This window comes from Ignavibacteriales bacterium, from assembly GCA_026390595.1.
In the GTDB taxonomy this organism is placed as follows: Bacteria; Bacteroidota; Ignavibacteria; order UBA10030; family UBA10030; genus UBA9647.
On sequence record JAPLFQ010000027.1, the window covers coordinates 1 to 17609 of the forward strand.

Consider the following 17609-nt stretch of genomic DNA (forward strand, 5'->3'; position numbering starts at 1 on the left):
GGGAGAGGTCTGCAAAACCTTTATGCGGCGGTTCGAATCCGCCCGGCGCCTCAAGAGCTTTGAAGAGAGTGGTGCAGAACAAGTTGAACAGTGAATCGTGGTCGGACCTGTGTTGAATGACTGGCTCTCATTAGGAGGGCCTTTTTTTTGTACGCAATGCTCTGATGCTTGAAGTCTCCTCGTCGTCTCCAATTGCCATGAAGACCCTACTGCTGGAAAACGTTCACCCTGTAGCAATCTCAACCCTGCAATCCTCCGGGATGGTCGTCGTTTCCGAGAAGAAGAGCATGGATGAAAGCGAACTTATTTCTGCACTCGAGGGCGTTTCGGTTCTCGGTATCCGCTCCCGCACGCAGATCACGGCGCGAGTGCTGGAGAAAGCAAAACATCTCCAGGCTATCGGGGCATATTGCATAGGAACCAATCAGATCGACCTTGAAGCGGCTTCTCTGCAAGGGATTCCTGTTTTCAATGCACCCTACAGCAACACTCGGAGTGTCGCGGAACTGGTGATTGCCGAAATTGTCTTTCTCATCCGCCGGCTTCACGATAAGGTGGTCCAGGCCCATAAAGGAGTATGGGACAAATCAGCTGACAATGCGCGGGAGGTACGAGGTAAGAAACTCGGGATCCTCGGGTTCGGAAATATTGGTTCACAGGTTTCAACCCTGGCTGAAGCGCTCGGGATGGATGTCTACTACCATGATATCGTTGACAGACTGACCATCGGGAATGCTACGAAGGTTGGAAGTCTCTCAGAGTTGCTGAACGTCGCAGAGATCATCACGATTCATGTAGACGGCACGCCTGCGAACAAGAACCTCATCGATGAGGATCAGTTCCGATTGATGACTGACGGCGTGATCCTGCTGAACCTCAGCCGGGGCCATGTCGTGAACATCGAAGCTCTGGCACGCAACCTGAAGAATGGCAAGGTTGGTGGAGCTGCAGTCGATGTTTTCCCCGACGAGCCAAAAGACGGCAAAGAGCCATTTTCCTCCCCATTGCAGGGACTGCCCAATGTCCTCCTGACACCGCATATCGGCGGAAGCACAGAAGAGGCGCAGGAGAATATTGCCGACTTTGTATCGAAGAAGCTTCTTGACTACCTGCAAACCGGTAGCACGTTTACGAGTGTGAATTTTCCGCGTATCAACCTGCCGAAGGCCGATGATCCGCATACTCACAGGTTGCTGCATGTGCATCGCAATGTTCCGGGTGTCCTGTCGCAGATAAACGGAATCTTCGCAAAGAACAATGTCAATGTGCTCTCACAGTATCTCCGCACGAACGAACTTATCGGCTATGCGATCGCCGATGTGGATAGTGAATACAAAGATTCATTGTTTGATGACCTGGTTCGTGTCGATCACACGATCAAGGTGAGGATTGTGTGATCTGAGTGCCCTTTGTGAGAAAGTTCTGTGTCCATTCCCATCTCCCCACGTCGATCCCGCCCCAATACACGTCAGGATAATTCATAAAAGCATTCGTCAGGAATCTCCTTGTACGCCAGGGATGATCACAATCGTGAACCAGCCGGCGGATTGAAATCCGCAACGAATTGGCGAAGTTCCTCGACGCGCTGCCAAGGGCCGGCTGAATGAAAAGTTCCCCGCCCCCTGGTTCAAGGCTACCACCTCCATTCTGACGAAGCCTCAAGCTCTGTCTCACCATGCCTGCACTCTGAATCATCGAGTCAGAAAGGCAAGAAGTTGCCCGAGTCAGGAGAGAGTACATCCTCATTCGCAATTGTATTGTGAATCTGGAAAGAGGGGACAAAAGTCAAATGGCCTGTGTCCAGCCATTCCCGATCTGCTCCGATTGGTGAGTCATATCGCCAATGCAAATTTGTTGTGCCTGATTCCAGAATTCGACTCCTTAGGTTCGGGTGTGCATTTCACCGACCTCTACATCAGATCAAGGAGCCATCGATGTCCAAGCGAACGGTCGTAGCGGTTACCTCCATCGACAAGCGCATTCTTGTGATCCGGGGGCAGAGAGTACTCTTGAGCACTGATCTCGCGCAAATGTATGGAGTTCCTCCAAAAGTCCTCATGCAGGCTGTCAGGCGCAATAAGAATCGTTTCCCGGGTGATTTCATGTTCACGTTGACGTCTGCAGAAGCGAAATTGGTCGCTGCGCACGTACTGGGTTTAAGGTCACAATTTGTGACCTTAAAACAGGGTCGTCATCTGAAGTATCCTCCGGCCGCGTTCACGGAGGAGGGGATTGCAATGCTATCATCCGTGCTCAGGAGCAAGAGGGCAATTCAGGTGAACATAGCGATCATGCGCGCTTTTGTCCGGTTGCGCGAAATTCTGGCAGCTCACAAAGAACTCGCAATCAAACTGGGTGATCTTGAACGAAGGTTTGAGACACACGACAGACAAATCCGCGGGATCTTCGAGGCGATCCGCGAGCTCATGAAGCCTCCCGAGAAGCCAGCCAGACGAATTGGATTCTAGGAAATGCGGAGCCAAACCGCTAGAGTTTCTTCGAGCCGGATGAGGGGTATGAATGAGCTTCGCCTTGCCTTCCCGCCCAAACTTCGTTAACTTTCCATCACGTTCAAACTCCAGACTGTTTATAATGCCGGGATGGCGGAATTGGTAGACGCACAGGACTTAAAATCCTGTGTCCTGCAAAGGGCGTATGGGTTCGAGTCCCATTCTCGGCACAAGCAAGAAGGCGGGTTCTCGGTTGAAGGCTGATCCGCCTATGGCGGAGAGTCCCGCTCTCGGCCAATCGGTTTCACAAGAGATTACCCGTGGAGGAATCATGAGCGACCCCGAGCGAAGCGAGGGGGAGTCGAAGGATCCCATTCTCGGCACGAACCAGGAGATCCCGAGCGAACTTCTGAGCACCTCATAAGCGAGAGGCGAAGTATCACGCCCTCGGCTCGAACTTCACCTGGCTTCTTCTTCACTCATCATTCGGTATTCACCGTGGCCCACGCAAGGCATGAACTTGCTCCCGCCTTGAGCATTTCGCATATCGAATAGTGATCAGGGATTTCAGACTGTCGAATGGAGCGCGAGGGATCGGCAGATCATCACATCCGGTTTGGCTGGAGAGCCTACTATCAGGGTAAAAAGAAACATGCGAATCATCGAGCAACACAAGCTCATCCAGGAGCTTCGGGACTATCTCCCCAAAATGTCTTCCTCCGATCGCTACGACTTTGAAATGTTCGCGAAAAGAGACAAGGATGACGAGGAACTCGATGCCTTAGCAACGGCGAAGCTCGAGGCCATTCAAAAAAGATACGTCGTGAGGAAGACAAAACAGGATATCGACGCGCTGTTCAAAAAGCTCTCATCCGGGAGCGGCGAAAAGAAAGGGTAATGCATGAACTACAGACCATTTGGCAAGACTGGAATCAACGTGTCCGAGATCGGCTATGGTGCTTGGGGCATAGGGGGCGCGATGTGGCAGGGAGCGACCGACGACGAGTCCATGCGTGCTCTCTACAAAGCAATCGACCTTGGCATCAACTTCGTCGATACCGCACTGGTATATGGCGATGGACACAGCGAAGGCTTGGTGAGGCGGCTTGTGAAGGAACGGAAAGAGAGGATCTATGTGGCGACGAAGGTCCCGCCCAAGAATGGGCAGTGGCCGGCACAGAAGGGGGTAAAGCTCAGCGAGACGTTCCCGCACGATTACATTATCAAAAAGACCGAGCAGAGTCTCAAGAACCTGAACCTCGATTTTGTGGACATCCAGCAGTTTCATGTCTGGGATGATACCTGGACCGAAGAGGCGGAGTGGCAGGATGCAATCAGCAAGCTGAAGGAGGAAGGGAAAATTCGGCACTTCGGGGTCTCGATCAATGATCATCAACCGGAAAATGCTCTCAGGCTCGCAGCAACGGGAAAGGTCGATACGTTTCAGATTATCTATAACCTTTTCGATCAATCACCCGAAGACAAGCTCTTCCCATTCTGCCTGGAGAAGAACATTGGTATCATCGTGAGGGTACCCTTGGACGAAGGAGGGTTGTCAGGTATCATCACTGCTGATACAGTCTTCCCTGATGGCGATTTTCGTAACCACTATTTCAAAGAAGACCGAAAGCAGCAGATTATGGAACGAGTGTCCAATCTGATGGAGGTCGGGGGCTCCGAAGCTCACAACATCGCGGAACTGGCGTTGAGGTTCACGCTGAGTCATCCCGCGGTTTCCACAGTGATACCCGGCATGCGATCAACGACAAACGTTGTCAGAAACAGCAGCTTCTCGGATGGCAGACTCCTCAGCTCAGGACTCCTTTCCGAGCTCAAAAGCCATCGTTGGGTGCGAGATTTCTACCATTGAGGGGAATTCATCCGGTACAGTGAGCAACCTGCGCAAGTGAATTTCTTTACGAATTCTCTGCGCCGAACTGTAAAAGGCGCTTGATTTTAGGACGAATTTTGAGTAATATTTCCAAGCTTGGTCAGGATGCAAGCCTAAGAATATGGTATTTGGGCTCTTAGCTCAGTTGGTTAGAGCGCTACCTTGACATGGTAGAGGTCATAGGTTCGAGTCCTATAGAGCCCACACTCCATCAGTTCGGTCAGAGGCTACGGAATGTCCCGCGAAGATCTGACAAACCATAGGAAAGCGGATAATCGGAGCAACTCTCCGATTTTTTTATCTTAGAAACGATGTCACAAATTACCATAACTCTTCCAGACGGAAGCACGAAGCAGTTTGAGCAAGGGATCACCGGTCGTCACATTGCTGAGGGAATCAGCAAGGGGCTGGCGCGTGAAGCCTTGGCGGTTGAAGTCAACGGTGAGGTTTGGGATCTCAGCCGAAAAATCGATACCGACGCTTCGCTGAAGATCCTTAAATGGAATGACGATGGCGGCAAGTACGCCTTCTGGCACAGTTCCGCCCATTTGATGGCTGCGGCCATCGAGGCTCTGTTCCCGGGGACGAAATTCGGTATTGGTCCTCCGATCGAAATCGGTTTCTACTACGATCTTGATCTCGGCGAGCATACGCTGACCGGAGATGATCTTCAGAAGATTGAAGACAAGATGTATGAGCTTGTCGCAAAGGATGAACCATTCATACGCGAAGAGCGAAAGTGGGATGACGCGGCCAAATACTTCAAGGAGAAGAACGATCCGTACAAGATCGAGCTTCTCGAGGAGCTGAAGGGGCAGACGATCACGTTCTACCACTCAGGTAACTTTACCGATCTCTGCTACGGCCCGCACTTGCCGTCGGCTGGAAGGGTCAAGGCGATCAAACTTCTGAGCGTTGCCGGGGCCTACTGGCGCGGGAGCGAAAAGAATAAGATGCTCCAGCGTATCTACGGAGTCACCTTCCCGACGAAACAGGAGCTGGATCAGCACCTGTACCGCCTCGAGGAGGCGAAACGCCGTGATCATCGGAAGCTCGGCCAGGAACTCGAATTGTTTCTCCTTACATCAAAAGTCGGAGGCGGTCTTCCGCTTTGGCTCCCGAAGGGGACCGTGATCCGCGAGGAGCTCGAGGGTTTCATGCGCTCCGAGCAGCGGAAGCGCGGATATCAGCCGGTCGTTACGCCGCATATCGGCAATATCAATCTGTACAAAACAAGCGGACATTATCCGTACTACAAGGACAGTCAGTTTACGCCCATCAAGGTGGAAGATGAAGAGTATCTCCTGAAGCCGATGAACTGTCCGCATCACTTCCAGATTTACGCGGCCAAACCGCGGAGTTATCGCGATCTGCCAGTACGGCTCGCGGAATTTGGCACTTGCTATCGCTATGAACAGTCCGGCGAATTGAATGGGCTGATCCGTGTGCGCTGTTTCACGCAGGACGATTCGCATATTTTCCTGCGCCAGGACCAATTGAAAGCTGAAGTTGTGTCCGTCATCGAACTGATCCAGCTCGTGTTCACGACGCTCGGGTTCAGCGATTTCAAGACCAGGTTGTCGTTCCGGGATCCAAAAAACAAAGAGAAGTACGGCGGTGAAGACTCGCTGTGGATCCAGGCCGAGAAAGACATCAAGGAAGCGGCGGACGAAGCGAAACTCGACTACTACATAGGGATCGGCGAAGCGGCGTTCTACGGACCGAAGATCGATTTCATGGTCAAGGACGTTCTTGGGCGAACGTGGCAGCTCGGCACTGTGCAGGTCGATTATGTCATGCCGGAGCGGTTCAACCTCGAATATACCGGAGCGGATAGTCAGAAGCATAGGCCGGTGGTCGTTCATCGGGCGCCGTTTGGTTCTCTCGAACGGTTTATAGGTGTTCTTATCGAGCACTTTGCCGGGGAGTTTCCACTCTGGCTGGCACCTGTGCAGGCCGCGGTGCTCCCGATTACAGACCAGTACTTGGAGTATGCCAAGCAGGTCTTTGACGAGTTGAAGAGTGCCGGTGTTCGTGTGGAGCTTGACGACAGGAATGAGAAAATCGGATACAAGATCCGCGATTGCGAAATGAAGAAGATCCCCTTCATGCTCGTCGTCGGGGAAAAAGAGAAGACAGGCAATACTGTTTCGGTGCGTCAGCATACGAAAGGTGATCTTGGGACGGTGGAGCGCTCGGCGTTCCTCGCCAAGGTTCTCGATGCCATTCAGCGCAAATCACTCACGGTATAGGAGGCACCCCCATTAAGCAAGAGCGCGCACGAATCAATACGGAAATCAGGGCACCCCAAGTACGGGTCATCGACGACGAGGGGGCACAGCTTGGTGTTCTGACGGTAAAGGAAGCCCTCGCAGCTGCGGCGGCGAGAACGCTCGATCTCATCGAAATCGTCCCGACAGCTGATCCGCCGGTGTGCAAGATCATGGATTTCGGGAAATACAAGTATGAGCTTGCGAAAAAGGAAAAGCTGCAGAAGAAACACCAGCACGTCACCCTGGTAAAAGAAATCCGTTTTCATCCGAACACCGATACACACGATTTCGATTTCAAAGTCCGTCATGCGCGGGGCTTCATCGAGGAGGGGCACAAGGTCAAGGCCACGGTGGTATTCAAGGGCCGGGAGATTACGTATCAGGATCAGGGACGGGCGATGCTCGATAGCTTCACGGAGCAGCTCGCGGATATAGCAAAGATCGACGCTCCTGCAAAAATGGAGGGACGTCAGATGATTGCATACTATGTGGCCGACAAAACGAAGAAGAAGGCCGAAGGCAGTAAACAAACGACAGAATCAACATAACGGAGTACAGCATGCCAAAGATGAAGAGCCGCCGGCGAGCGCTGAAATCGTACAAAGTGACGGGCAGCGGGAAGATCAAACGGCGGAAAGCATTTCGGAGCCATATACTCACATCGAAATCAACCAAACGTAAGCGCCATCTTCGCAAACCCGGCTTGGTTTCAGAGACCGAAGCGTACAAAGTGCGACGGTTTTTGTTAGCATAATTTAGAAGGAGAAAGTTTCATGCCGCGTTCACAGAACAAAGTCGCATCCCACAGACGCAGAAAGAAAATCCTGCAGAAAGCCAAGGGCTACTGGGGTGGTCGAAGTAAAGTCTACACGATCGCAAAAGGCCACGTAGAGAAAGCCCTGACGCACGCGTATCGCCATCGCAAAACGAAGAAGCGCGAATATCGGAGCCTCTGGGTCGCTCGTATCAATGCTGCTGCCCGTATCAACGGGACTACGTATTCCAGATTGATTGCCGGCCTGGATAAGAAATCCGTGGCGATCAATCGAAAGGTCCTTGCCGATCTGGCAGTGAACCATCCGCAGGCGTTCGCTGAGGTCGTGAAGTTTGTAACAGCATAATTTGAGTCTTCGTGTCAACCGTAGTACGGTCCCGACTCTTCCAGTGAAGAGCCGGGACGGGTTGGCAGGAAGATTTTGTCTTTTTTGGGTGGCGGCACCGGTGCCTGTGACCCTATTGACGAGCCAATGATATGACAGAAAAGATCAATGAAGTCCGGAACGCATTCGAGACTGAGATCTCCAATGCTTCTACCGACGCTGCGTTGGAGCAGATCCGCGTGAAGTACCTGTCGCGCAACGGAACGATTGCACTTCTGTTCGAAGAAATGAAAGGCGTTCCCGCGTCTGACAAACCAGCCCTCGGAAAAGTTCTGAACATGCTTAAGGGATCGGCGCAATCTGCTTTCGACGAGAGAAAGAAAACGCTGAGTGTGGCAGTCGCCAGTCAGGCCGTCAGCATCGATCTGACTCTGCCTGGTCGGCCGAAGCCGATTGGGACGAAACACCCTATCACCCAGACAATGGATGAGATCAAGAGCATCTTCGCAAGCATGGGGTTTTCAGTGGCGACCGGACCGGAAATCGAAACAGATTACTACAATTTCGGAGCTCTGAACTTCGCTGCTGACCATCCTGCGCGTGACATGCAGGATACGTTCTTCATCTCGAAGGATGTGCTGCTGAGGACGCATACATCCCCCGTCCAGATCAGGACCATGGAGAAACAGAATCCGCCGGTACGTGAAATCATGCCCGGCAGGGTGTATCGGAACGAAGCGGTGAGCGCCCGTAGTCTTGTCAGTTTTCACCAGATCGAGGGGCTCCACGTTGATACGGGAGTCACGTTCAGCGATCTCAAGGGGACGCTGGTTGCCTTTGCGCATCAGTTCTACGGAAACGATGTGAAATTCAAGTTTCGGCCTACATTCTTCCCATTCACGGAACCAAGCGCGGATATGTATATCTCCTGTTTCCTGTGCAAAGGAAAAGGATGCAGAATGTGCAAGTTTGTAGGATGGCTGGAGTGCCTCGGCTCTGGAATGGTGCATCCCCACGTGCTGAAGAATGTCGGATACGATACGGAGAAGTACACCGGGTTCGCGTTTGGTATGGGCATCGAACGCATTGCGTGCCTCCGATACGGTGTGGATGACCTCCGGCTGTTTTACGAAAACGATATCCGATTCCTACAACAGTTCTAATGACGGTTTATTATGAAGATCTCCCATGATTGGCTGAAAGAGTGCTTGAGTCTTTCCTTGAGGCCTGCTGCCGTCGCAGACAAACTCTCGATGGTAGGGCTCGAGGTGGCAGGGTTTGAGGAACTTGCTGCTCGATTTGATAAGTTCGTAGTCGGCGGAGTCGTGGAGCGATCAAAGCACCCCAATGCAGATCGGCTGTCACTCTGCAAAGTGGACGTTGGGTCCGAGATGGTTGAAGTTGTCTGCGGGGCTCCGAATGTTGCTGCGGGGCAGAAAGTCGTCGTTGGTCTGGTTGGGGCCGTCATTCCTCGAAATCAGCATGATCCTGACGGTAAGCCATTCACCCTGGAGCGGGTACACATACGCGGAGTGCAATCAACCGGGATGATTTGTTCGGAGTACGAACTGGGGCTGGGCGGTGACTCCACCGGCATACTCGTCCTGAAAGAGAGTGCGAAACCCGGGACTCCATTTGCGAAGTTCCTGGGATTGACTGACGTGATCTACGATATGGAGGTCACCGCAAACAGGGGGGACTGGCTCAGTCACATTGGTGTGGCGCGGGAACTCCAAATGCTCACAGGCAAGAAGGCCGCGCTCAAGAAGGTGACTGTCAGGGAAAGCAAGACACCGACGACGAAACTCGCAACGGTCAAGATTCAAGACAGCGTGAGCTGCCGGCGATATTCGGCAAGAGTCGTCAGAAATGTCACAATGGGTCCGTCGCCGAAATGGATGCAGGACCGGCTTGAGTCGATCGGAATTCGGCCGATTAACAATATCGTCGATATCACGAACTATGTGCTTATGGAAACCGGGCAGCCTCTTCATGCGTTCGACTATGACAGGCTGGCCGGGCATGCGATAGTGGTGAAGCGCGCAAGCGAAGGTGATACATTCACGACGCTCGATGGAAAGGAGCGCGTGCTGAAGTCCGACACCCTGATGATATGCGATCGAGAGAAACCTGTAGCGATTGCAGGCGTGATGGGGGGAGCGAACACGGAGATCAGTGATGAGACGACGACTGTTCTGATCGAGAGTGCGAACTTCGATCCGGGGAGCGTGCGGCGTACATCGAAGTATCTTGGTTTGTCTACTGACGCCTCGCAGCGATTCGAGCGTGGAGTTGACATCGGTATGACAGTGTTTGCTGCCAACCGGGCAGCGCAGCTGATGCAGGAATTAACCGGCGCAGAGATTCTGAAGGGCGGTATTGATTGTTATCCCAAGAAGTTGCGACCGACCTTTGTTGCTCTGCGCGTCGATCGGGCGAACGCTATCCTGGGGACATCGCTTTCAAAGGCACAAATTGTGTCGTACTTGAAGCGATTAGACCTGAAACCGGTCGGGAAGACGAAAGACACTATCAAGTTCCAGGTCCCGTCATTTCGCTACGATATCGAGGAAGAAATCGATCTGATCGAGGAGATTGCCCGCGCCTTTGGATATGACAACATTGAGACGAAAACTCGGACAACGGTGGACTTCGGCAAGCCGCTGCGAACGAAATTCCTGCAAGATGAAATCCGCAGTTATCTCATCGGAGCGGGCTTCAATGAAATGCTGACCTACAGTCTGCAGGATCGCACAAAGGGCCATCTTATGGGTGACCGAGCCGTAGAAGTGCTTAATCCGGTCAGTGCTGAAGCTTCCGTTCTGAGGACGAGCCTCGTCCCTGGTGCGTTGACGGTCGTCCAGCACAACAGGTCTCATGGCCGCAAAGACCTTCGCATGTTCGAAATCGGTAACGTTTTCGGCTTGCGGGGTGAGAAAGCTGGTGAGAATCTGGATGCTTTCCTCGAGGAGGAGCGGATCCTTGTGGTTTTGTGTGGTCATTCGGGTCCTGCACAATATGGAACTGAGCATCGCAGCACCGACCTTTTTGACCTAAAAGGAGAGGTACAGGCACTGCTGTCCAAGTTTTGCCTTGACAAATACAGGTTTATTTCTTATGATAGCGCAAGCGCTTTAATTGAAAGTGCTCTAGCAGTTGAAATCAATAGTACTTATGCCGGATTTCTCGGAAAGGTTGGCAAGTCAATTGTACAAGGATTTGATATTGACGATTCCGTCTTTGTGTGTGAACTCAGTGTGACGGAGTTGCAGAAGGGTTGGGTAACCGAGAAAAAGCTTGAGCCGTTGCCGCGGTTTCCAGGGGTGCATCGTGACTTGGCATTTGTCGTCAGCACCGCCACACAACATGGAACTGTGGCCTGGTCCATCAGGGAGGCTGGTGGAACCCTGCTCACGGATCTGGTCTTGTTTGATATGTATGTCGGAGATCAGGTTGGGGCTGGAAGTAAAAGCTTAGCATACTCGCTGGAGTTCCAGCCAATGGATCGCACGTTGACCGATAGCGAAATTGACGCCGTAGTCACTCGGATCGTTCAACATGTCGAATTAACGTGCAACGCGAAATTGCGTGCGATATAACGTGCGCCCTGTGTGTTTCAGTTAACCTTGAGGAGACCAGCTTTGCCAGATCAGCACCTCGAAGCTGAAGTCATAAGTGGCAAAGAAAGCAAGACGATTGAAACTTCTCTCGAAGCTCTGTGGGAGAAGGCACGTCTCGTTTCTGAAGTGCTCGTCCAGTTGAAAGAGACGAACGGCGTGCTTCAGAGGAAAGTGGACGATCTCGAAGCTGTCGAGCAGAGTTTGAAAGTGGAGCTTGCAGCGAAAGAACGGGAACTGGAACGCTTGCGTCAGGATGCGCTTCGATTGCAGTCCAATGGATCGAACATCCTCACGAAAGAAGAAAAGGAGGCACTGAAAGCAAGGATCAAGGACCTCATCGGAAAAATCAATTCACACTTGTAGTCCTCGTGTTCTTGTTTTGATCGTGGCCATGGCTAGGTCTTTGGGAAATTCACTCGATATCTATCACTCGGTGCGTGCGAGCCTATGAACGGAAAGAGCATTAAGGTCAAAATCTTCGGTTCAGAGTATCCTCTGCGCGGTGAGAATGAGGATTTTACCAAGAAGATCGCAGCCTATGTGGATACGATGATATCCACAATTCATGAGAAGATTCCAGAGCAGCCGCCATTGACTGTTGCGGTGCTTTCTGCTTTGAATATTACCGAAGATCTGATGAAAGAACGAGAACGAAGTCAGCAGTCGTTGACACATTTGGAGACGGAGATCATCAAGCTGTCGAACTATCTCGACAATTGCCTGGAGGTTGATACAACCGTACCAAAGAGTGATTAGTCTGAATCTCTCTCGCTTGTTCTTTCTCAACATCAAGACGGTCGGTACTTGATACGAGTTTCCGCACCGTCAGCCGTGATCAAAACTTATTAAAGAACCTGACAGTTACTTTAATAGGGAGCTTGACTCATAAGCGTGGAGCGCACGCCACCTCTTCGCCGCAAGCGGAGATGCCATGCGATGACTCCCGACCTCGTCGGGACGAGCGGGTAGTGGAAGCGTGAAATGCTTAGGCAGGCACCCACCGTGTTGAATGAGGTTCTTTCAATACACCTTGATCTTCGGCCGACGAGTGCGGTTTTTTTTGCGCGAGAGTTGACGGAGGAGTTTTATGGAAATCTACATCCTTGTACCGATGGTTGTTGTGTTGTGCGGTGTGATGGTCTACGCCGGCTGGTATCTGAACATCAGGATGGGACAGAGCAAGATCGGCAGCGCCGAAGAACGCGCGAAACGGATCATCGAAGAAGCGGAAAAAGACGGGAATACGCTCAAACGGGAGAAACTGCTTGAGGCGAAAGACGAATGGTACAAGCGAAAAAAGGAGTTCGAGAGCGAAGCTCAGTCCAAGAGAAACAAGATGCAGGCCTTCGAAAAACAGCTCATTTCCCGTGAAGAGAACGTTGATCGAAAACTGGACCTGCTGAGCAAAAAAGAATTGTCATTGCAGGGCCTTGAAAAGGAACTTTCAGAGAAGCGCAAAAGGTTTGATGAGAAGGACAAGGAGCTCACCAGGCTCGTTGGCGAAGAAAACGTGCGGTTGGAGCGGATTTCAGGCATAACCCGCGAGGAAGCCAAGAAACAGCTGGCTGACAACTTGATTGAGACCGTGAAGTCCGAATCTGCCCAAATGATGAAAGAACTGCGCGACAAGGCAAAAGAGGATGCCAAGCGGGAAGCGCAAAAGCTCATTGTTCAGGCAATTCAGCGAACAGCTGCGGACCACACGGTAGAAACGACAGTCAGCGTTCTCAACCTCGAGAGTGACGAAATGAAGGGCCGGATCATTGGCCGAGAAGGGCGAAACATCCGTGCCTTTGAAGCTGCTACCGGCGTAGATGTTATCGTAGATGACACACCTGAAGCCGTTATCCTGTCAGGGTTTGACCCGTTTCGGCGAGAAGTTGCGCGAGTATCTTTGGAGCGGCTGATAGCTGACGGTCGCATCCATCCGGCGCGGATTGAAGAAGTCGTGGAGAAGGTCAAGAAGGAGTTGGAAGAGGAAACAGTCCGGACTGGCGAGAACGCACTCCTCGAAGTTGGGTTGCACGGTGCACATGCCGAGATCGTGAAGCATGTCGGAAGAATGAAGTACCGGTCCAGCTACGGCCAAAACCTGCTTCAACACAGCATCGAAGTGTCCTTTCTGAGCGGCATCATGGCTGCTGAGCTGAACCTTGATGCCACCCTGGCAAAAAGGGGGGGATTGCTCCATGACATCGGAAAGACGATCGATCGCAGCGTCGAGGGGCCTCATGCCCTTCTCGGATTCGAGCTCTGCAAGAAGTACAATGAGCATCCAATCGTCTCCAATGCCGTTGGTTCCCACCACGAAGATATCCCGATGGAGCATGCGATTGCTGCGCTCGTGCAGGCCGCCGATGCTATTAGTGGTGCGAGGCCCGGTGCACGTCGTGAATCAGTAGAATGGTACGTGAAGCGGCTGGAAAAGCTCGAATCGATGGCGAAATCGTTCAATGGCGTGGTCAATACTTATGCTATTCAAGCTGGCAGGGAGATTCGCGTGATCTGCAATCACGACCTCCTCGATGATGCGGCGGCGGACCAATTGTCGCACGAAATTGCCAACAAGATCCAGCAGGAGATGGAATACCCGGGTCAGATCAAAGTGACTGTCATTCGGGAATTCCGCTCCGTCGCATTTGCGAAATAGCGGCTTTCATAGCTGCACTTCGTTGTATCACTTCTTCCGGGGTATTTTTATTGGGTCATATTCTCCGAATTGGTGTAACCGGTGGAATCGGAAGCGGGAAATCGCTTGTCTGTTCCACGTTCTCCCGCCTCGGCGTCCCCGTCCTCTCCGCTGATAAGATCGCAAAGGAACTGATGAGCGGCAACGCAACGTTGCGGAAGGCGCTCTTGACGCTGCTTGGTTCCTCCACCTATCGTAGTAACGGCGAGCTCAATCGCCAGTACGTCGCGTCAACAATCTTCTCGAATCCAGCTCTACACGGTAAGGTCAATGCTCTTGTACACCCACGAGTTGAAGCTGAAGTCGGAAAGCGGTTTGTGAAGCTGGAGAAGGCAGGAGTCCGGCTCGGTATCGTTGAGGCTGCACTGATCTACGAGGCAGGATTTGACAAACACCTTGACTATGTGATTGTTGTTGACGCTCCTGAGGCTGATCGGATTCGACGGGTCGTTCGCCGCGACAAGCTCACCGCTGTCGATGTCCGGAAACGGATTCGGTCGCAACAGTCGACACAGTCGAAGCTCCGCAAGGCGGATTACGTCGTTCGTAACAACGGATCGATCGATGACCTAAAGGTGTCGGTCGAATTTCTTCTTTCAATCCTGGAAAACATCGCAGGGACTTTATGAGCGAAGAGCTGAACATGTTTCAGAAGGAAGACAAGTACTTCTTCCACACATACAAAAGGTTGGGGCTTGACATCGAGCGGGGAGAAGGTGTTTATCTCTACGCGAAAGACGGAAAGCGATATCTCGACTTCTTCGGCGGTCTTGCCGTTAATGCGCTCGGATACAATCATTCTGGTATCAACAAGGCGATCATTGATCAGGTCAAAAAGTACATCCACCTCTCGAACTACTACGTTCAAGAACCGCAGGTAAAGCTTGCTGAGAGAGTGATCAAGGCGTCGGGATTCAAGCGCATATTCTTCGGTAACAGCGGAACTGAAGCTGTGGAAGGAGCCATCAAGGTTGCACGCAAATGGGGGAAGACGAACGGCAAGACCGAACTGATCGGCCTGACAAACTCCTTCCACGGACGGACTATGGGAGCGCTCTCTCTCACGGAACGCCAGAAATACCGTGAGGGATATGAACCGTTCCTCCAAAATGTATCGCATGTCGGATACAATGACGTGGCTCAACTCCGGGAAGCGGTCAATGACAAGACGCTGGGTGTGATTCTTGAGTTCATCCAGGGTGAGGGAGGAGTATTTGTAGTCAGCCCGGAGTTCGCGGCGGCGTTGAACGAAATGAGACAGAAGTTCGGTTTTCTTATTATCGCCGATGAAATTCAGTCGGGCATCGGGCGGACGGGAAAATTTTTCGCGTTCGAGCACTTCGGCGTTCGTCCTGATATTGTGGTGATCGCTAAAGCGATCGGAGGCGGTTTACCTCTTGGTGCGTTTTTGGGCGACGATCGTGTCGCCGATGTGCTCTCCTACGGTATGCATGGTACCACGTTTGGCGGAAACCCTGTGGCATGCGCTGCCGGAAACGCCGTCCTCGATGAGGTCCTTGACAAAGGACTTATGCAGAAAGCCGGAGAGACGGGTGAGTATCTGAGGAAGCGTTTCTTGGACTTGAAGACGAAATTTCCTGCGTTCATACAGGATGTACGAGGCCATGGATGCATGCTTGGAGTCGATCTCACGCAAGATGGCCAGCCTGTCGTCGATCAATTGCAAGAGCGGGGGATACTGGTCAATTGCACACATCAGACGGTCTTGCGTTTCTTGCCCCCCTACATTGTGACACAAGAGCATTGCGATACGATGCTCGAGGAACTTGGAGATGTCCTGAGCGGCATCCTGAAGTAGATCCAGGTTTTCGTGAATTGTCTAACGACTTGAAAGGACTCGATGAAGATCAGATGGTTCGTTTGCATTCTGACGCTTAGCCTTGCCGGAGCTTCACTTGCACCAGGACAGTTCCAAATTGCCGTGGGTCCCGCGGTGGGGGGAAACTATAACGAGCATACAGGAACGGAACTCCCGGGAAAGGCAACTGGGGTGGGTGTCATAATTGGCGGACAGGCGAATCTCTCTTTCACAGGGTCCATTGGATTGCTCGCGACGATATCGTTCGACAACAGAATTGGGAAGATCACGTACTCGGGGACGGACGGAGTAATCGACTATTCATCCGACGCATCCGTGACGGTTGCCTATCTTTCGATCGAGCCTCTTTTCAGATACACGCTCCCGAACCGGCCATTCTATTTCGTTACCGGACCGAGTATTGGATTTCCCGTACAGGGGAAGTCTGAAACGACAACCCAAATTCTTACTCCTGGTTACAGTTTCTCTAATGGCTATGCTGTCCAGACTGTAAACACAGGAATCGAGGACATGAAAGTTCGCTTCGAGTGGAAGATCGGCGGGGGGTATGTTTTTCAGATCGACAAAAAGACCGCTGTGAGCATGCATCTCGTGTACAGCCGGGGATTTACAGATATTGTGGACAAGCTTGATTGGCGGGTGAACTCGATATCGTTCCTGGGCAGTTTTCAGTTTACGCTCGGCAAATAGAGGTTTCCCAGATCGTAGGGGGTTTTGAAGTCGAGTCGTTGGCGGGCAGTCAGTCCTCATTGTGACAACAGCGCATTGTCGGTACCACATCAGGAGTCTTGTGTACAGGATTGTTCTAGGGATTTTCATTTGCTCGGCCGTTCTGGGCTGCACTCAGCATAATCCAAAACCTGCCGGCCCGCAGGATATCCGGTTCGCGGTGGACACATCGCTGGTCGGCCCAGCATTTTCCGATACAGCGCTTGGCGTTTCGTTTGCACCACCCAAGGGGTGGAAGGCATTGTCCAAAAATACTCTCGAAGCGGCTCAGCGTGCGGCGGCCGAGCGTTCGAAAGGCGTAACGGGGAAAGGACGCCTCGGACAGCCCGAGTTGCTCTATGCCTGGAGCCACCCGTCATCCGGCAGCGTGGTTACCATCGCCTCGTTCGCCGGATTCGATACGAACGATTCAAGCATGACCATGCAGGAGTTCGAAAGTTTTTTCCGGGCTTCGACGCCGAACGCCGAAATCAAATCGGCGCTCTTTTCGGCGAAGGGGTTTAAGGTTCATCAACTGAGGGTTATCGACGATCAACGGGTGAACTTCAAGATGGTTTTTAGCAGCGTTCGGTTGAAGAAGCCAATTCAGTTCGATTTTGCAGTTCCACGGGGATCATTTCCCCTCATGATCAGAACGATCGAGTCGGTAGCGGGCTCAGTCGAGGTGTATCAATCCACAGCACCATTCAACTAAGAGGAGTACATATATGCGGACAACAATTGTTACAGTGTTGGGGCTCCTTGCCCTGTTGGTTTTGGCAAGCGGATGCATGACGCATTATCATGTGGTTGGTGAGGGTGCCAAAGGGAGTTCAGTGGAACAAACGCGGCAGTGGTATGCATTGTGGGGATTGATTCCCATTAATTCTGTCGACACGAAGACTATGGCAAAGGGCGCGAAAGATTATGAAATCAAGACCGAGCAAGCGCCTCTTGACATCGTCATCAACATCGTGACGAGCTTCGTGACCGTCTACTCGAGAACGATTGAAGTGAAGCGCTGACGAGTGATGCCCC

At 52.1% G+C, this 17609-nt stretch carries 19 protein-coding genes, 2 tRNA genes and 1 other RNA gene; all 22 read left to right on the forward strand.

The window, feature by feature from the left end:
* Window positions 1–197 precede the first annotated feature (197 nt).
* The 22 genes from serA (at window position 198) to NTU47_15610 (ending at window position 17596) form a co-directional block, all read left to right on the forward strand.
* On the forward strand, window positions 198–1397 hold the full coding sequence (gene serA, locus NTU47_15505; GenBank protein ID MCX6135215.1) for a phosphoglycerate dehydrogenase: 1200 nt from the start codon (window positions 198–200) through the stop codon (window positions 1395–1397).
* Window positions 1398–1934: 537 nt separating this feature from the next.
* Entirely contained in the window at window positions 1935–2468 is a 534-nt protein-coding gene (locus NTU47_15510) for an ORF6N domain-containing protein (protein ID MCX6135216.1), read from the forward strand.
* Window positions 2469–2594: 126 nt separating this feature from the next.
* Window positions 2595–2680: transfer RNA gene (locus NTU47_15515), tRNA-Leu, on the forward strand.
* On the forward strand, window positions 2656–2874 hold the full coding sequence (locus tag NTU47_15520) for a hypothetical protein (protein ID MCX6135217.1): 219 nt from the start codon (window positions 2656–2658) through the stop codon (window positions 2872–2874). Before NTU47_15515 ends, NTU47_15520 begins: the two co-directional genes overlap by 25 nt.
* A 228-nt stretch (window positions 2875–3102) precedes the next feature.
* Complete coding sequence (locus NTU47_15525; GenBank protein ID MCX6135218.1) at window positions 3103–3348, forward strand: hypothetical protein; 246 nt, start codon at window positions 3103–3105, stop codon at window positions 3346–3348.
* A gap of 3 nt (window positions 3349–3351) precedes the next feature.
* Complete coding sequence (locus NTU47_15530; protein MCX6135219.1) at window positions 3352–4320, forward strand: aldo/keto reductase; 969 nt, start codon at window positions 3352–3354, stop codon at window positions 4318–4320.
* Between the two features lie 151 nt (window positions 4321–4471).
* Window positions 4472–4545: transfer RNA gene (locus NTU47_15535), tRNA-Val, on the forward strand.
* Between the two features lie 107 nt (window positions 4546–4652).
* A complete protein-coding gene (thrS, locus tag NTU47_15540; GenBank protein MCX6135220.1) occupies window positions 4653–6593 on the forward strand; it encodes a threonine--tRNA ligase in 1941 nt (646 codons plus the stop codon).
* Between the two features lie 11 nt (window positions 6594–6604).
* The gene (gene infC / locus NTU47_15545; protein ID MCX6135221.1) at window positions 6605–7162 is read left to right on the forward strand and encodes a translation initiation factor IF-3; all 558 of its coding nucleotides are present in this window, start codon (window positions 6605–6607) and stop codon (window positions 7160–7162) included.
* 11 nt (window positions 7163–7173) lie between these two features.
* Complete coding sequence (rpmI, locus tag NTU47_15550) at window positions 7174–7368, forward strand: 50S ribosomal protein L35 (GenBank protein MCX6135222.1); 195 nt, start codon at window positions 7174–7176, stop codon at window positions 7366–7368.
* 19 nt (window positions 7369–7387) lie between these two features.
* Window positions 7388–7735 carry a 50S ribosomal protein L20 gene (gene rplT, locus NTU47_15555; GenBank protein ID MCX6135223.1) on the forward strand — a complete coding sequence of 116 codons (348 nt, stop codon included), beginning with the start codon at window positions 7388–7390 and terminating at the stop codon, window positions 7733–7735.
* Between the two features lie 131 nt (window positions 7736–7866).
* Window positions 7867–8877 (forward strand): phenylalanine--tRNA ligase subunit alpha, encoded by a 1011-nt coding sequence (gene pheS / locus NTU47_15560; protein MCX6135224.1) that lies wholly within the window; start codon window positions 7867–7869, stop codon window positions 8875–8877.
* A 12-nt stretch (window positions 8878–8889) separates the two neighbouring features.
* Window positions 8890–11313, forward strand: a complete 2424-nt coding sequence (gene pheT, locus NTU47_15565) for a phenylalanine--tRNA ligase subunit beta (GenBank protein MCX6135225.1) — start codon at window positions 8890–8892, stop codon at window positions 11311–11313.
* A 42-nt stretch (window positions 11314–11355) separates the two neighbouring features.
* The gene (locus NTU47_15570; protein ID MCX6135226.1) at window positions 11356–11697 is read left to right on the forward strand and encodes a hypothetical protein; all 342 of its coding nucleotides are present in this window, start codon (window positions 11356–11358) and stop codon (window positions 11695–11697) included.
* Between the two features lie 84 nt (window positions 11698–11781).
* Entirely contained in the window at window positions 11782–12090 is a 309-nt protein-coding gene (locus NTU47_15575; protein ID MCX6135227.1) for a cell division protein ZapA, read from the forward strand.
* 60 nt (window positions 12091–12150) lie between these two features.
* Window positions 12151–12390, forward strand: a non-coding RNA gene (ssrS, locus tag NTU47_15580) — 6S RNA.
* A 31-nt stretch (window positions 12391–12421) separates the two neighbouring features.
* A complete protein-coding gene (rny, locus tag NTU47_15585; GenBank protein ID MCX6135228.1) occupies window positions 12422–13984 on the forward strand; it encodes a ribonuclease Y in 1563 nt (520 codons plus the stop codon).
* Between the two features lie 50 nt (window positions 13985–14034).
* Window positions 14035–14652 carry a dephospho-CoA kinase gene (gene coaE / locus NTU47_15590; GenBank protein ID MCX6135229.1) on the forward strand — a complete coding sequence of 206 codons (618 nt, stop codon included), beginning with the start codon at window positions 14035–14037 and terminating at the stop codon, window positions 14650–14652.
* Complete coding sequence (locus NTU47_15595; protein MCX6135230.1) at window positions 14649–15842, forward strand: aspartate aminotransferase family protein; 1194 nt, start codon at window positions 14649–14651, stop codon at window positions 15840–15842. The genes coaE and NTU47_15595 overlap by 4 nt, the downstream gene beginning before the upstream one ends.
* Window positions 15843–15884: 42 nt before the next feature.
* Window positions 15885–16553 (forward strand): outer membrane beta-barrel protein, encoded by a 669-nt coding sequence (locus NTU47_15600; GenBank protein ID MCX6135231.1) that lies wholly within the window; start codon window positions 15885–15887, stop codon window positions 16551–16553.
* Window positions 16554–16653: 100 nt separating this feature from the next.
* A complete protein-coding gene (locus NTU47_15605; GenBank protein ID MCX6135232.1) occupies window positions 16654–17286 on the forward strand; it encodes a hypothetical protein in 633 nt (210 codons plus the stop codon).
* Between the two features lie 13 nt (window positions 17287–17299).
* Window positions 17300–17596 (forward strand): hypothetical protein, encoded by a 297-nt coding sequence (locus NTU47_15610; GenBank protein ID MCX6135233.1) that lies wholly within the window; start codon window positions 17300–17302, stop codon window positions 17594–17596.
* Window positions 17597–17609 lie beyond the last annotated feature (13 nt).

Bases quoted from the DNA above. Each gene is read 5' to 3' on its own strand.
- NTU47_15600 (MCX6135231.1), top strand. From the start codon at position 15,885: ATGAAGATCAGATGGTTCGTTTGCATTCTGACGCTTAGCCTTGCCGGA.
- NTU47_15520 (MCX6135217.1), top strand. From the start codon at position 2,656: ATGGGTTCGAGTCCCATTCTCGGCACAAGCAAGAAGGCGGGTTCTCGG.
- pheS (MCX6135224.1), top strand. From the start codon at position 7,867: ATGACAGAAAAGATCAATGAAGTCCGGAACGCATTCGAGACTGAGATC.
- rny (MCX6135228.1), top strand. From the start codon at position 12,422: ATGGAAATCTACATCCTTGTACCGATGGTTGTTGTGTTGTGCGGTGTG.
- thrS (MCX6135220.1), top strand. From the start codon at position 4,653: ATGTCACAAATTACCATAACTCTTCCAGACGGAAGCACGAAGCAGTTT.
- NTU47_15595 (MCX6135230.1), top strand. From the start codon at position 14,649: ATGAGCGAAGAGCTGAACATGTTTCAGAAGGAAGACAAGTACTTCTTC.
- NTU47_15510 (MCX6135216.1), top strand. From the start codon at position 1,935: ATGTCCAAGCGAACGGTCGTAGCGGTTACCTCCATCGACAAGCGCATT.
- NTU47_15575 (MCX6135227.1), top strand. From the start codon at position 11,782: ATGAACGGAAAGAGCATTAAGGTCAAAATCTTCGGTTCAGAGTATCCT.
- rplT (MCX6135223.1), top strand. From the start codon at position 7,388: ATGCCGCGTTCACAGAACAAAGTCGCATCCCACAGACGCAGAAAGAAA.
- NTU47_15610 (MCX6135233.1), top strand. From the start codon at position 17,300: ATGCGGACAACAATTGTTACAGTGTTGGGGCTCCTTGCCCTGTTGGTT.
- pheT (MCX6135225.1), top strand. From the start codon at position 8,890: ATGAAGATCTCCCATGATTGGCTGAAAGAGTGCTTGAGTCTTTCCTTG.
- NTU47_15530 (MCX6135219.1), top strand. From the start codon at position 3,352: ATGAACTACAGACCATTTGGCAAGACTGGAATCAACGTGTCCGAGATC.
- rpmI (MCX6135222.1), top strand. From the start codon at position 7,174: ATGCCAAAGATGAAGAGCCGCCGGCGAGCGCTGAAATCGTACAAAGTG.
- serA (MCX6135215.1), top strand. From the start codon at position 198: ATGAAGACCCTACTGCTGGAAAACGTTCACCCTGTAGCAATCTCAACC.
- NTU47_15525 (MCX6135218.1), top strand. From the start codon at position 3,103: ATGCGAATCATCGAGCAACACAAGCTCATCCAGGAGCTTCGGGACTAT.